At 49.7% G+C, this 14,975-nt stretch carries 14 protein-coding genes; 6 read left to right on the top strand and 8 right to left on the bottom strand.

The window, feature by feature from the left end; all coding sequences use genetic code 11:
* Positions 1–85: 85 nt before the first annotated feature.
* From BUQ98_RS14095 to BUQ98_RS14105, 3 genes are all read right to left on the bottom strand, one after another.
* A complete protein-coding gene (locus BUQ98_RS14095; protein WP_074214435.1) occupies positions 86–343 on the bottom strand; it encodes a glutathione S-transferase N-terminal domain-containing protein in 258 nt (85 codons plus the stop codon).
* Between the two features lie 104 nt (positions 344–447).
* Complete coding sequence (locus tag BUQ98_RS14100; protein WP_074214436.1) at positions 448–984, bottom strand: GNAT family N-acetyltransferase; 537 nt, start codon at positions 982–984, stop codon at positions 448–450.
* A 12-nt stretch (positions 985–996) separates the two neighbouring features.
* A complete protein-coding gene (locus tag BUQ98_RS14105) occupies positions 997–1,398 on the bottom strand; it encodes a GFA family protein (RefSeq protein WP_074214437.1) in 402 nt (133 codons plus the stop codon).
* 370 nt (positions 1,399–1,768) lie between these two features.
* On the opposite strand from BUQ98_RS14105, the gene BUQ98_RS14110 reads away from it, so the two are divergent.
* From BUQ98_RS14110 to BUQ98_RS14125, 4 genes are all read left to right on the top strand, one after another.
* Positions 1,769–2,446, top strand: a complete 678-nt coding sequence (locus tag BUQ98_RS14110) for a hypothetical protein (protein ID WP_139294768.1) — start codon at positions 1,769–1,771, stop codon at positions 2,444–2,446.
* 98 nt (positions 2,447–2,544) lie between these two features.
* Complete coding sequence (locus BUQ98_RS14115; RefSeq protein ID WP_074214439.1) at positions 2,545–2,874, top strand: hypothetical protein; 330 nt, start codon at positions 2,545–2,547, stop codon at positions 2,872–2,874.
* 159 nt (positions 2,875–3,033) lie between these two features.
* The gene (locus BUQ98_RS14120) at positions 3,034–3,501 is read left to right on the top strand and encodes a CreA family protein (protein WP_074214440.1); all 468 of its coding nucleotides are present in this window, start codon (positions 3,034–3,036) and stop codon (positions 3,499–3,501) included.
* Positions 3,502–3,562: 61 nt separating this feature from the next.
* Positions 3,563–4,117, top strand: a complete 555-nt coding sequence (locus BUQ98_RS14125; RefSeq protein ID WP_074214441.1) for a DUF1415 domain-containing protein — start codon at positions 3,563–3,565, stop codon at positions 4,115–4,117.
* On the opposite strand, the gene BUQ98_RS14130 is transcribed toward BUQ98_RS14125, so the two are convergent.
* Entirely contained in the window at positions 4,078–4,773 is a 696-nt protein-coding gene (locus tag BUQ98_RS14130; protein WP_074214442.1) for a fumarylacetoacetate hydrolase family protein, read from the bottom strand. The genes BUQ98_RS14125 and BUQ98_RS14130 overlap by 40 nt on opposite strands.
* A 154-nt stretch (positions 4,774–4,927) precedes the next feature.
* On the opposite strand from BUQ98_RS14130, the gene BUQ98_RS14135 reads away from it, so the two are divergent.
* Complete coding sequence (locus BUQ98_RS14135; protein ID WP_074214443.1) at positions 4,928–5,617, top strand: HAD-IA family hydrolase; 690 nt, start codon at positions 4,928–4,930, stop codon at positions 5,615–5,617.
* Here the strand turns inward: BUQ98_RS14135 and BUQ98_RS14140 are convergent.
* A complete protein-coding gene (locus tag BUQ98_RS14140) occupies positions 5,594–6,295 on the bottom strand; it encodes a GntR family transcriptional regulator (RefSeq protein ID WP_074214444.1) in 702 nt (233 codons plus the stop codon). The genes BUQ98_RS14135 and BUQ98_RS14140 overlap by 24 nt on opposite strands.
* Before the next feature lie 143 nt (positions 6,296–6,438).
* On the opposite strand from BUQ98_RS14140, the gene BUQ98_RS14145 reads away from it, so the two are divergent.
* Positions 6,439–9,402 carry a ligand-binding sensor domain-containing diguanylate cyclase gene (locus BUQ98_RS14145; RefSeq protein WP_074214445.1) on the top strand — a complete coding sequence of 988 codons (2,964 nt, stop codon included), beginning with the start codon at positions 6,439–6,441 and terminating at the stop codon, positions 9,400–9,402.
* 71 nt (positions 9,403–9,473) lie between these two features.
* On the opposite strand, the gene putP is transcribed toward BUQ98_RS14145, so the two are convergent.
* The 3 genes from putP to putA are packed head-to-tail and all read right to left on the bottom strand — an operon-like array spanning position 9,474 to position 14,873.
* On the bottom strand, positions 9,474–10,970 hold the full coding sequence (gene putP, locus BUQ98_RS14150; protein WP_074214446.1) for a sodium/proline symporter PutP: 1,497 nt from the start codon (positions 10,968–10,970) through the stop codon (positions 9,474–9,476).
* Between the two features lie 47 nt (positions 10,971–11,017).
* A complete protein-coding gene (locus tag BUQ98_RS14155; protein WP_074214447.1) occupies positions 11,018–11,728 on the bottom strand; it encodes an aldehyde dehydrogenase family protein in 711 nt (236 codons plus the stop codon).
* A 22-nt stretch (positions 11,729–11,750) separates the two neighbouring features.
* Positions 11,751–14,873, bottom strand: coding sequence for a bifunctional proline dehydrogenase/L-glutamate gamma-semialdehyde dehydrogenase PutA (gene putA, locus BUQ98_RS14160; protein WP_074214448.1), 3,123 nt, complete (start codon positions 14,871–14,873; stop codon positions 11,751–11,753).
* Between the last annotated feature and the right edge of the window lie 102 nt (positions 14,874–14,975).

The following is a 14,975-nucleotide window of genomic DNA, read 5'->3' on the forward strand; positions in this document are numbered from 1 at the left end:
CGGAGAGGCAGACATACAGGTACTAATACTTGAAAAAGAAGGTCGCATTGATAACTGCGACCCTCGTGACCAGCATCTGGTTTAATTATGCGAAATTGTCTCGCAAATATTCGATGATATCGTCCGATTCATACATCCACTGGGTTTCGCCGCCTTGATCAATGCGCAGACATGGCACCATGCCTTTACCGCCTTCCGATTGCAGACGTTGCCATTCTTCGGCGTTAGCGTTCATATCCACCAGCGGAATATCGAGCTTAAGCTCTGTCATCACGGCACGCACTTTATGGCAAAAGGGGCAGTGCTCTTTGTGATACAAGCTCAATGCGTTTAAATCAGCCATTGTTTTTCCTCTTTATCATGCAACGCCAACGCGGACGCTACGTGTCAATTTATGCATCAATGTTGGCACGGGTGGATGAGATATTCTAGACCCATCAACGAGTGTCACAATGGTTCTCTTACTCGCGTAGGCACGATATCGGTTTTATAGCACATGCAATCAATGATTTTACCCGCCACCGATGTCCACTGAGGAGCGATGCCACAGACTAAGAACCCATTTTTACTTAACACCTTCTGAGACGCAATATTTGTCGTCGACGCCATGGCGTTAAGTGAATGCAATCCATGTTCACGCGCCACCTCTAGTGCATATTTTACGGCACGTGAGGCGACACCTTTCCCGGTATGCTGCTGTGCAATTCGATAACCTAGCCCGCCTTCACGCACTTGGTTGTCGATTTGGCTAATATTCACACGCCCCAAGAGAACCCCCTGCGCATCCGTGATCAACATCGGAAGATGTTGCCCCAGCTGATTTAAGCCCACCAATTCTTGAATGTGGGTTAAAACCCCTATCTCGCTATAAAAAGCCTCACCCCGTGATTCAATATACTGTTCAAAGAAAGCGCGGTTTTTTAATTCAAACTGATATAGCAATTCAGTATCAGCCAACGTCAGGGGACGGATCAGTAACTGCATAATGTGACCTCACTAGTCCGGCCCATGTTCAAACTGCTTCAATGCTTCATTGGGTGTATGCCAAGGGGCTTTTGAGGCGGTATGAATATGGAAATCGGGGGTGTGTTGCGGGGTGGAGTCCAAAATACCAAGGCGAATATTGAATATCCCTCGGTTGACCTTGTGGGAAAAAAGACTCGACCCACAGTGCCCACAAAACGCGAGAACCGTTTCGGCACTCTTGTCATAATAGCGAAGATGATCTTGGCCCGCGGTAACGGTTACTTTTTCGGCCTCTATACCACCGACTGACGAATAATCGGCCCCAGTAAACTTGCGACATTCAGAGCAATGGCAGTTACCCATGTAGAGAAAAGCATCGGGAAAAGAGAGATGGACGCCACCGCACAGGCAGCTCGCTTGAAGCTCAGACATAAAGGCTCTCCTATCTAAAGTATTGGACTTCATTGTCTGCCCAGCCCAACTAAAAAACAATAAAAAATGTTTTCTTTCATATAGATAGTCGATGGTTCTTCAATAATTAGATAAATACTTCCGTCAATGTCTGCTATTTACAGTGTAAATTTACTGACACCGACACCTTTAAACTGGGCATTCGACCAGATAAAACCCACAATCCTGACACGACACTGAACATGTGGTGACATAGATCACATAAATTATTGCAGTCTGATAAACCGCACCGTAATATCATCCTGACTGACATTTTTGGGATACAAGTCACACATAAAGTGATGACGCTACCTACGGACGGGCTGATCGTTTTTATCTAGCTGAGGGTGATATGACACTACTACGATCTTCATGTTCTTCTCATACCGTGCTTAGAGGCGCCGGACAATTTTTTATCATCGCACTCTATCTGGCCGCTATTGCAGGCATCATCCATTATAGTGTGGCTGCACATAACGTAGCGTCTGAGGCCTCATTGATCGAGCTTTCTCAATTGATACTGCTGGCTGCCACAGTTTTTACGTTTCGCCGAGTCGCCAAACACAGCCAACCGCTCCACCATGCTGCGACACTCATGAGCGCATTTTTCTTGGTATTAATGATCCGTGAACTCGATGCCACCTTAGACGTGATCGTACATGGTTTTTGGAAAGTCCCTGCGTTACTGGTAACCGGCTTAGCGATATGGCCCGCCACAAAACACTGGCAAGAGGTTATCACGAGCCTCGCCAATGCCGTTAACGCCCGAAGCAGTACTGTTTTAATGATCGCTTTAGGCCTCCTACTCGTCTACTCACGCTTATTTGGAATGAGTGAGCTATGGGAACAAGCGATGGGCAACATGTATGTGCGAGACGTTAAAAGTATTGCGGAGGAAAGCACGGAACTCGTCGCTTATGCCCTCATCTGGTTGTCCGCACTCGGCTACTATTTAGAATCAAGGCAAATGAGCGACATACGGGAATCACTCCACGTTTCGAATCCTGCAGATAGTGACTTATCATTATAATTTGATCACACGAGTCTCTGTAATAGCACGGCGTCGTCAGTAGGCGACGCCACTGCTTAATGCTATTATTGAAACAAATAGCATAAGGAGTCAGGGTTATGACAAGAGCGTTTGTTGCCCTATTAGTCGTTTTTACTACATTCGCCTACGCCGATAACGAGAGTACATCAAAGTCCGAACGACTCATCACGCAGAAAAACGAAGTCATATGCAAATCCACATTTAGCCAAGAAATGATTAGCAAGCAAATGACATTCAGCAACCAAACGAACCAACAAACGATTCGACGCATTGCTGAACGTAAAATAGCGGCGGCGAGAAAAACGTTCGCCGACACAGGTAGCTACTGCGACGCGGCCCACGTACTCATGACCTTTGAGCCCGAGTCGCTATCAGGTAAAGATGGTGATGCCCAATTTCGTGAATAGCAGACATCCTCGACGCTTTTCCTCCTTTTATTTATCCTCTGTGGCCGTTTAATTGGCCGCAACAATCAACCGTGCTATGGGTACCTGACGTTGTTCTCTATCCACACAGCCTACATCGACTATGGTACACTTCTGCCACGCTTGAAAAGGATAAACACGATGAAAAAAACGCTATTAATGCTCGTCCTTGCGACGATCTTGGTTGGCTGTGATAACGATGAAGTTGGTGACGTGAGCTTGGGCATGTTTACCATGAAAGATATAAAACTCAATCACTTAGTCGATCCTGTCGTCAGTGGCGTCACCTGCCATGTCGCCTCCGTCGAAGCCGATCTGAGTTTTTCAGACCCAAGCGATAGCGCTATTTCGTGTCGCCAGACGGGTGAAATAACACCGAAAATGATTGCGGACATCGATAAGAGCGCATCCGGTGAAGTGGTGTTTCGAAAATCAAAAAGTATCTTTTTTAAGTCAATGAAAATTCGTCGGATCTTTGATGCAAAAAACCAAACCTTGATGTACCTGTCTTACTCGACCAAAGAAACCTCTGGAAGCTTTAAGCACAGCCTGTCGACGGTTCCATTATGGGGAACCAAAGCGTATCAAGCACAATCTAAAAAGCGCTAGCTTATCGTTTAATAGGTAGCCGTTATTCGGGTGCGCAATTTTCTCTCTTGGCGAGACTTTTATGAACACGGTAGAAACACAAATGAACACATGGCTAGACGATGTTGTAATCGGACTTAACCTTTGTCCTTTCGCCGCGAAGCCACGTCGAAACCAACAAATTCATCTCGATGTTTGCGATGCCGAAGATGACGCTGCCATTTTGGAAACCGTCTATCATGCATTGGTACATCTAGCACATGTTGACTCGGCGATCACAGACACCACAGTGGTTGTGGTACCCAACGCGCTCGCCGACTTTGAGCACTACCTCGATCTGATCGATGCAACAGAGGCGATGATTGACCACTACAACTGGCGGGGGATCTTCCAAGTGGCCAGCTTTCATCCCAATTACTGTTTTGAAGGTTGCGCCCCAGAAGACAGTGAAAACTTGACCAATCGTTCCCCATATCCGTGTTTCCATTTAATTCGCGAAGCAAGTATGTCTCGCGCGCTCGATCATTATGGTCAAGACCCCGATCTTATCCCAGCTCATAACATAGCCAGTGTCTCTGCGCTAACGCCCTCTCAACGTCAAATACTTTTTCCCTGGATAAACGACGCGCAAGACTGAAGCACAACATGGGTTTGACCGATAGGGTATCCATTCAATGTCATTGAAAGTTTATCGCCTTCAGCGAGCGCACCGACCCCTTCCGGGGTCCCTGTTAACACAATGTCACCTGGATTCAACCAAAACGTTTGGCTTATGTGCTGAATAAGCGCGATCACGGGCATCAGCATCTGTCCCGTCTGTCCTTGCTGACGCTGTTCACCATTCATTGATAGTGAAAATGTCACCGCTTCCCAACTCTCCGGAACCGGTAAAAAAGCCCCCACAATCGCACTGCCCGCAAATGCTTTGGCTCTCTCCCAAGGTAACCCTTTTTGTTTTAAACGACTTTGCTCTTCACGACGGGTTAAATCCAGCGCGAGCGTCATTCCTCCTAACGCGGCTCGCACCTGCGATTCACTGGCATCAAATAACGGCTGAGTGATTAACACAGCCAGCTCCGTTTCATAGTGAACAGGCATAAAGCGCTCGACCACAGACAGCCTTTCTCCTAAAGATTGAATCGCACTGGGAGGTTTCATAAACAACACAGGCTCAGAGGGAATAGGATTATTCAGCTCCACAGCATGGGCCGCGTAGTTACGGCCCACGCAAATCACTTGCCCCACAGGCAGATCAAGAGGGATGCCGGTTTGACATCGATGTTGATAATCCATCTTCATGATTCCTTGTCGTTAAAAGTCGATCCCTGACCAATTTTGATAACAAAATCGGCGAGAATGCAAGACACAGTTGGCATTTACCATGTCACTGACTTGTTGATTATCCAATCACAGCCAAGGATACAAGGAGAGACGTAAGGGAGTGGCTATGTCAAATACATTCGATGCCCCAATTAGCTGCGCAATATTCGATTGTGATGGCACACTGGTAGATTCTGAGAAACTGTCCCACCAAGCATTGGTAGAGACTTTCTCCACATTTGGGGTACGTATTGATCTACAAGAATCTTTGGATCATTTTGAGGGAGGGAAACTCACCGCGGTGCTTCAACAAACGTGTGAGCGAAATGGTGCTAACATTCCTATCGATCAACTCGAACCGCGATTTAGACAACTATGTCATCAGTATTTCGACGCTTGGTTACAGCCGATTGTTGGCATAGAAACGTTGCTACAAACACTCAACCAACAAGGGATTGATGTCTGTGTGGCCTCAAATGGGCCAGTTGAAAAAATGGAACACGCACTGAGGCTGACCAAGCTACTGCCTTACTTTGAACATCGCTTATTCAGTGCGTTTGATACCAACAGCTGGAAGCCTGCGCCAGATGTTCTCCACTACGCGGCGATGAATATGGCATGCCCTACAGAACAATGTGTTTTTATTGATGATACAAACAAAGGGATCCAAGCGGGCATTAATGCGCAAATGCGAACCGTACATTTTAACTCTAACCCCAATGTCCCCACTACCGAACACCCTCTGGTGACACGAGCATTCAGTATTGAAGACTTACTCGCCTTTTTTCAACGTTCACCGGCGAGTCTCATACGCTGACCCACCGCAAAGCGACACCGCATGTTGTCGCCACCATTCTTGATCGATACGAATAGTTCGCCAACCGCTGGCTTGATGAATTCGCCAATAGCGCCTTAACATCAAAGCTGGCGTGCCAGCCGCCACCTCTAGCGCCTTACTCCGCTTCTCTTCCAACGCTTCCCAAGCACTTGACCAGTGCGACTCACTCGCCACCATTGCGGGATCAGCCAGTGTTGCCTTGTCGCCAGCGTCCCAGATCGTAGGAAAAAACTCGGGATGAAGAAACGTACGCACAAAACCAACAGGCAACTGCTCCACGCTTACAATACCTTCACCTTCAAAAACTTGCCCAAACGGGGGAAGTTGCATTTGGTCACTGATCATGGCATCCGCCATCTGCGTCTTTTGTGTCATCCAATAAAACTGGCCGCCATAAGGCGAAAAATACTGTTGCCAATCCATCAACTGATTCGGATCATAAGCACAAGGTGTCGGTGCAACAAACCAACCACGGCGCTCTCGTCGATATAAACGCCCTTCCGCCTCTAGCACGGCAAGTGCTTCACGCAAGGTGACTCGCGTGGTAGAAAATGTTTCCGCGAGTTGTCGCTCCCCAGGTAATTTCTTGCCCGGCGCCAATAATCCGCGATCTATTTGCGCTAATAATTGCTGGCGAATCGCCATAAACTGCATCATGGGTTACTACGCCTGCTTGATGTTTATGCTTCTAGTGTGATCTTTCTCAATTTGCTGTTAAAACCTGGCCTCAATGTCCAAGAAATAAACAGTGATTAAGATAGAATCGCCAGTCTACTCGGAATCGGAGCGAAGAACAAAAGATGCACTTAAGGAACACACTGAGACATATCCCACCACAACTAAGCCGACGTCTCGTGTGTATCACGCTTTTGTGTTGGTTAGGTTTGGCTGGGCATCTGGTCACACCCAGTTATGCAGATGATAATCAACTGTCTGATTATTTTATTGAAACCTGGACCTCCGCCAACGGGTTACCACACAACAGCATCAATGCGATTGCCCAAACCTCAGACGGCTACTTGTGGTTTGCCACCTGGGAAGGCGTGGCACGTTATAATGGTTTAGAGTTTGTGCGCTTTGATCGCGGCCCGGATACACAAATGAAAGACTCGGGTACCCGCGCCCTCGCGACAGGGCCTGACAATCAGCTCTATGCCGGCGGTGCTCGCGGAAGCTTGGTGATGCGTCAGGGCTTTTCATGGCAAAGTCTTCCCACGGCACCGAGCCTAATCAATGATGCGCTTCATGACCAAACGGGCGGCTTGTGGTTAGCGGTGGAGGGAATGGGGATTGCTTACTACGCCCCCGAGCAACTCTCGCAAGCCGACCCGACTCCACAGACATTTATTCCAACCATCAGCAGCTATCACCTCACTCAAACGAGCAATGGCAATATCTATGCAGCGACCGAAAAAGGGGTCTATCAACTTTCTTTGCAAAACGGCGCGACGCCTCTTTCTTTTCATAATCTCTTTCGCAAAGCCTTTTACGTTTCCAGTGGCCAGGAGGGGAGCCTTTTAGTCGGCTCCGAAAATGGCGCTTGGCGCTATAAAAATAGTCGTTGGACCCCGCTGGCAAGCGAGCTGCTCCACCAAGCCATTACTATGATTGAACAAGACAGTCGGGGTGCGTATTGGTTCGGGACCCTTAGCCACGGTATTGCTCACATGAAAGGGCACCATATCGATTTTCTTGAAGAACACCGAGGACTGCCCAACAACCGAATATTGTCCTGGTTTGAAGACAATGAGGGCAGTATTTGGATTGGGACCAATGGCGGTGCGATGCGGCTTCGATACGCGCCTTTTGTGACGCTAACAAAAGACAATGGGCTAGCCGGTAACTATGTGCGCACTGTGCTTGCTGGCGATGAGCATACCGTGTGGGCAGGTACGAGCGAGGGGCTTAGCCGCATTGAGACATTGACAGGCACGGCGCATGTGCTCGCTGATAATATCTCTGTGCTGAGCCTCGCGCATCGAGAGCAAGGCGGTCTGTGGGTCGGTACCTACCAACAAGGCCTTTATTATTGGCACCAGGGATCGCTTACTCCCGCCAAAGCCATTAATGCGCAACTACCAGATAATGAAATCCGCGCCATTGTCGAACATGACGGGAGGTTGTGGATTGGCACGCCACGCGGTTTAGTTGAATTTCAGAAGGAACAAGGCGGTCCAACAAACGCACCACCACGGGTTTATCAACAACGCAATCTGTATCACTCGCAGAATAGTGCATTGCCAGGCAGCTACGTTATGTCACTGGCTGTGGATAATAGGGGCAAGCTCTGGATCGGTACGGGGAGCGGGGCAAGCTACCTTCAAAAAGAGACGCTCACAACCTTGGATCTCTCTAACCAAGAAGCCGCGCAGTATGTGTTTGGGTTTTTCTCCGAGCCAGGTTACGTTTGGATGGCCACCGATCGCGGCCTTGTGCGTTATCGCCAATCTGATGGTCACATCTCGTTAGTCGGACGCCCTCAAGGGCTACCCATTGATAAGTTTTTCCAAATCATAAAAGGCAACGATCAAAGCTTTTGGCTATCCAGCAATCGAGGGATCTGGCGCATTAATTATTATCAAGCACACCAGGTCGCCGATAAAACACGCTCACGCATCGACTTTGAACATTATGATCAAAGTGATGGCATGATGAATAGCCAAGCCAACGGCGGTTCTAACCCCGCAGCCACTAAAACGCCGAGCGGTGAGATCGTCTTTGCGACCGCCAAAGGTGTAACCAGTGTTAACCCGGCTCGGTTATCTCGACTACTGAGTCAACCTCTGCCGATTGTGATGCAGAAAGTACAGTTTGATAGCCAAGAGATTAATCCCGAGTCAGTAGGCAGAGCGTCATCGGAGACCAACCGTGTACTGTTTTCCTATGCAGCTCTCGGCTATACGATGCCCGAACAAATCCAGTATCGAACCAAGCTAGAGGGCTTTGAGTCAGGCTGGGCCTATCGTCATGAAAACCATGTTGCTGAATATACCAACTTACCTCCGGGTAACTATACGTTCAAAGTCAGTGCACGTTATCCCTACAGTGAATGGAGTGATGATATTCTCAGCTACCGTTTCAGCGTCATGCCTTCTTTTTGGCAACGCGCTGATGTGCGAGCGTTTAGTTTCTTACTCCTCGTGACCCTCGCCTACGGCGTATTTATGTGGCGAATTCGTCATATGAAGAAAAGGGAGCTTCACCTCAAAGCGCTTGTTGAGAAAAAAACACACGCTTTGCAGACACAAGCTGACGATTTTGAGCGGTTATCAAAAGAAGATGCTCTCACAGGGCTCGCCAATCGGCGTGCATTTGACGAGTACTGGCACTTGGCTTTTGATGAGGCCAATCAGTCAGGTGATCCGTTGCAGGTCGCTATCCTAGATATCGATCACTTTAAACGCATCAACGACCAACATTCCCACTTGGTGGGCGATCAGATTATTCAGTGTATCGGGCATTTTCTCGATAACGAACGGGCGCATCTGCGCCATATTGCCCGCTGGGGCGGCGAGGAGTTCACATTGCTATTTGCGGGCACGCCAGCCGATGGCTATCAGTATTTTGATGACCTGCGCCGACGTATCGCTGTGTTGAATCTTGACGATATCGCGCCTTCGTTGACAGTCACCGTCAGCATTGGCATGGCCGGCAATCACCAAGCCTCTAATTATGTTGAAGGGCTAAAACAAGCCGACCAAGCCTTGTACCGTGCCAAACGTGCTGGGCGTAACTGTGTGCGTCAAAGCGATTCCGCGTATTAATGACATAAAAAAAGGGAGCGGTAGCACGCTCCCTTTTTCGATTTGTACCTAAATAGTCAAGGCCGTGTAGCTTATGGCATGGTATCTAAGCTTTTTTCATAAGATTCGTATTGCTTCAATACAGACTCACTTGGACCACCGGTTGCTTTACTCACGATGATAGCGCTCAAGCCTGCGAACAAGAAACCAGGGACGATTTCATAAAGATCGAAGATCCCCCCTGAGATTTGCTTCCACACTACGACGGTGATGCCGCCGACAAGAATCGCTGCCAAGGCACCATTACGGTTCATGTCACGCCAGAAAAGGCTCAGCAACAGCGCAGGACCAAATGCCGCGCCAAAGCCTGCCCATGCATATGATACGAGGCCCAGAACTGAGCTATCAGGATCCATAGCCAGACCCAATGCAACCGCAGAGAGCAGTATCACCGCACCACGACCGACCATCACCACTTCTTGCGTGGAGGCATCAGGGCGGAATACTTGCTTATAGAAATCCTCAGCGAGGGCTGAAGACGAGACCAAGAGCTGAGAATCAGCCGTACTCATGATCGCGGCCAAAATCGCGGCAAGGAGAATACCGGCAATCACTGGGTGGAACGCGGCATTGACCAGTAGCATGAAGATTTTTTCACCATCAGCCAGACTACCCGACATATCGTTCTGTACGTACAAAATCCCCACCAGCCCGATGAGGACCGCACCAAACATAGAAAGCGCAGACCAGCCGACCGCAATACGGCGTGCCGTGGTAATGTCTTTGTTTGAACGGGTGGCTTGGAAACGTGCCAAAATGTGTGGCTGACCAAAGTAACCCAACCCCCAAGCCGCCAGCGATGCGATACTGATCCAGGTAAGTGGCTCACCCTCCACATCACGCCATAGCGTCATCAGCTCAGGATTAATAGCAGCAACATCGCTGCCCAATTTAAAGACGCTCCCGTCCATAATAACGAAGGGCACGATCAATAGGGCTGCAGCCATCAACAAACCTTGCACCAAGTCAGTCCAAGATACTGCCAAGAAGCCGCCGAATAAGGTGTAAGACACCACACAGATGGTGCCAATGACCACCGCGGTGGTGTAATCAAACCCAAATACCGTAGTAAAGAGTTTACCCCCTGCAACCAAGCCTGAGCTGGTGTAGAAAAGGAAGAAAAGCAAAATGAAAAAAGCAGAGATGGTTTGCAACAGTTTTGATTTATCTTCAAAACGACGCGCAAAAAACTCCGGCAACGTCAGTGCGTTGTCTGCTTCAATACTGTATGTACGCAGGCGTTTGGCACAAATCAACCAATTAAGGTAGGTACCTAACAACAAACCGCCCGCAAGCCAAAGTGATTCCATTCCCGCTGCGTAGGCATAGCCAGGCAGGCCAAGCAACAACCAACCACTCATATCTGATGCCCCTGCTGACAACGCAGCAGGCCATGGGCCTAACGAACGCCCCCCGAGGAAGTAATCTTCGGAGTTGGAGGTACGTTTATAGGCATATACACCAATGGCAAGCATCATGATGAGATAGGCCAAAAAGGTTGCACTAATGGCATAGCTATTGTCTATCATATCTGTCCCTCAATTACATGGCCCCAATCGAGGCCATCTCTGGAAAGTTAATGTTCACCACTGCCGAGTTCCAGAAGCGTGGCATTACCACCTACAGCAGTGATATTTATGGTTCGGGTGCATTCGGTCACAAAACGCAGCACATAATCAGGGCTACCAATCACTGGGTACTGCTCAGTGTTAGTTTCCGCAACCAGTGTCGCAATCACACCCTGTCGCTGAGCAAGCTGACGGTTGACATCTCGCACATGTTCTTTGGTCCCTGTTGTTGCCAATCCAACAACTTGCGGGTGCACTAACAAGTCACTGAGCGCGTCGATACCCACGCGCACAGCCACTCGATCTGGGCATCCGGCTTTAATGAGGTCGGCCAGTACCGCGTCGACCATATCAGCGTGAGTGCCCTCAACACTCACTACCACACAATTACCCGCAACCAACGCCACCGCTAACTGGCCACATAAAGCAACGGGCGTCAGCGATGCATCCCCCGTCACTACGACGGTGCCACGCCCGGCGGTATAGAGCTCGTTAGTCTCCCCCGTTGGTCCTGGTAATTCATGTACTTTGTTGAGCAATCCGTTTGCACTATCGCACTGAAAACGGATCATGCTCGCCGCTTGGGCAAAATCATCCCCCCGTGCGGCAACGGTTTCAGACCACCGCTGTAATAAAGTGATGCGGCCCGCAACGGTTTGATCGTTCCAGTCTTCCCATACCGCTTCACACTGCTCTAAAACGCTATTGAATTGATGCATGACGCTTCTCCTGATCCTGATATCAACCGACTGAATGCACGTTGACTGATGCTTGTGTAAAGCGGTAAAGATAATGGGGTCCGCCCGCTTTCGGGCCGGTGCCTGACAAACCTCGGCCACCAAAAGGCTGAACCCCAACCACCGCACCCACTTGATCGCGGTTCACATAGCAGTTACCCACGCGAGCACGCTGTTCAATGTGGGCACACGTGGTTTCATTGCGACTATGCACACCCATGGTCAAGCCGAAGCCAGTGCGGTTGATATCGTCAATCACTTTATCGAGTTCGTTCGCGCGATAACGAACAATGTGTAAAATCGGGCCAAAGTGCTCTTCGCTCAGTTGGTCGATACTGCGAATTTCAAACGCTGTTGGTGGCACAAAGGTGCCTTTATCACACTCCGAAGAGAGCGGCACTTGGGTGACCAATTTGCCACTACGCTTCATTTGTTCAATGTGAGCGAGCAGCTTATCTTTCGCGGTTTGATCAATCACAGGCCCCACATCGGTGGAGAGCCGTTCTGGGCGCCCGACTGACAGCTCTGCCATCGCCCCTTTAATCAGGCTAATCACGCGGTCTGCAATATCCTCTTGAATGTATAGAACACGCAGGGCTGAACAACGCTGACCCGCAGACGCAAACGCTGAGCGCAATACATCACGCACCACTTGCTCAGGTAATGCGGTACTGTCTACCAGCATGGCGTTTTGTCCGCCGGTTTCTGCCACCACAGGCACAGGATCAGCGTCACGCTCAGCCAATGTACGTGTGATACGCTGAGCAGTGGGCGTTGACCCTGTGAATGCCACACCGGCAATGCGGCTGTCTTCGGTCAATGGCGCACCCACCACAGATCCACTGCCCGGGAGCAGTTGGATAACGCCAGCTGGGATCCCGGTTTCAAGTAGCAACTCAATCGCGCGATAAGCGATAATGGAGGTTTGCTCTGCCGGTTTTGCCACCACGGTATTACCTGCCACCAGCGCCGCACTGACTTGCCCCAAGAAGATCGCTAACGGGAAGTTCCACGGGCTGATACAAGTAAACACACCGCGTCCTTGATAGCTGACCGTCTGCATCTGGCCATCAAAGCCTCGGTATGAGAGCGGCTCGCCCTGCAAGGCATTGGCCTGCTCTGGGTAATAGCGCAAAAAGTCGACCGCTTCGCGTACTTCATCAATGCTGTCGTGAATCGTTTTACCTGCTTCGCGGTGACAAATGGCTACCAGCTCGCCTAAATTGGCTTCAAGTTTATCAGCAAGGTCAAGTAAGTACTTACCACGCTCACTGACCTGTGTTTTAGACCATTCAGGATAAGCACTCGCGGCAATATCGAGTGCATTATTCACCTGATCAGCCGTTGCCCAGTCAACTTGGCCGACTGGCTCATCGCGATCATAAGGTGCAGCGATGGCATGCGTGTCACCGGCCAGGCGCTGGCCATTCACAATGGGGCCAGCCTGCCACTGGTGTGCGTCCATAAAGGGAGCAACGCTTGCGGTGAAAGGCTGCCATTCAGAGTCAATGTCAGTGGCGACGCCTTGAGAATTTTTGCGCGACGAGCCAAAGATATCTAAAGGCAGCGGAATACGGTCATTGTGCAGTGTTGAGTTCGCACGCAATGTATCGACAGGATCCGCGATAAGATCATCAATCGGGCAGCGTGCATCCACTAAACGGTGGACGAAAGAGCTGTTTGCCCCATTTTCAAGTAAGCGACGTACCAAGTAAGGCAGCAAGTCTTTGTGGCTTCCTACTGGTGCGTAAATACGCACCTCGGTATTAAACAAGGCTTTCGCGTGGTTATACAGCGCATCTCCCATACCGTGAAGGCGCTGGAATTCGAACTCTTGATGCGTGGCCATCGAAGCAATGGCGGCAATGGTATGGGCGTTATGGCTGGCAAATTGCGGATACACAAGGCCACGCACATGCTCGCTTAACAGGAAACGGGCACACGCGAGATAAGACACATCGGTGGCCTCTTTGCGTGTGAATACCGGATAGCCATGATGACCTGTTTGCTGACACAGCTTGATTTCACTATCCCAGTACGCTCCTTTCACCAAACGCATCGGGATCACATCGCCCTGCTCTTTGGCCAGCGCAGCTAGCCAAGTGATCACGGGGAGTGCGCGTTTAGAGTAGGCTTGTACCACCAGACCAAATTTACCCCAGCCCTGAACAGTGGGATCGCGATATAGCTTTTCAAATAATGCTAACGAGAGCTCAAGACGGTCCGCTTCTTCGGCATCAATGGTGATCGCCACATCTTTTTCACGTGCGCGCTTGAGTAACACCAACACAGTGTCGAACATTTCGTTCATCATGCGATCGTAGTTGGCTGCTTCGTAGCGAGGATGCAGGGCGGACAGTTTGATAGAGACTGATGGAGATGGACCTTGATAGCTGCCTTTGGCATTGCCTACCGACTCAATCGCTTGTAAGTAGTCCGCTAAGTAGGCTTTGGCATCATCTTGCGTTAGCGCAGCTTCTCCCAACATGTCGAACGAGTAGGTAAAGCCATTGTTACGGGGGCCTTCACCGTTTTTCTGCGCCTCATCAATGTCACGCCCTAGCACAAACTGGTGCCCCATGATTTTCATCGCTTGGTGCATCGCTTGACGTATCACAGGCTCTGACATCTTGTTCACAAGACGATTAATCACTGATGCTGGTTTGCCTTCGGTACTTTCATCTAACGTCACGACTTTGCCCGTTAACATCAACCCCCATGTGGAAGCGTTAACAAACAATGAATCCGAATGGCGTAAATGTGCCTTCCAGTCAGCGACACTCAGTTTGTCACGGATTAACGCATCGGCAGTGTGAGTATCAGGAACCCGCATGAGTGCTTCGGCAAGGCACATCAACAGGATCCCTTCACGGGTATCCAGGCTGTATTCTAACAAAAGCGCATCGATCATCTGGACCGCTTTTTTATCAGCTCTCACCTGCTCAATTAATTGGGTCGCTTGACGACGTGTTTGCTCTCGCTCGCTCTCAGAGGCTTGCGCTAGCGGGATGAGCTCTTTAAGCCATTCGCTTTCGTCAACACAATAAAGCGGAGAGATTTCCGACCAAATCTGCGCTAGTGGGCGCTCGACAAACGAGGGCTGCATAGCATCGATGGCTTTAAACATAGTGGTATCCTCACTCACGTCCTCCCAAATCCGGGCAGGAAAATGTTACGTCATTGTTACTTTGCGATCGATTCTATGCGTGCTCTATCAGTAAGGTCTTAC

The organism is Salinivibrio sp. ES.052, assembly GCF_900141775.1.
In the GTDB taxonomy this organism is placed as follows: Bacteria; Pseudomonadota; Gammaproteobacteria; order Enterobacterales; family Vibrionaceae; genus Salinivibrio.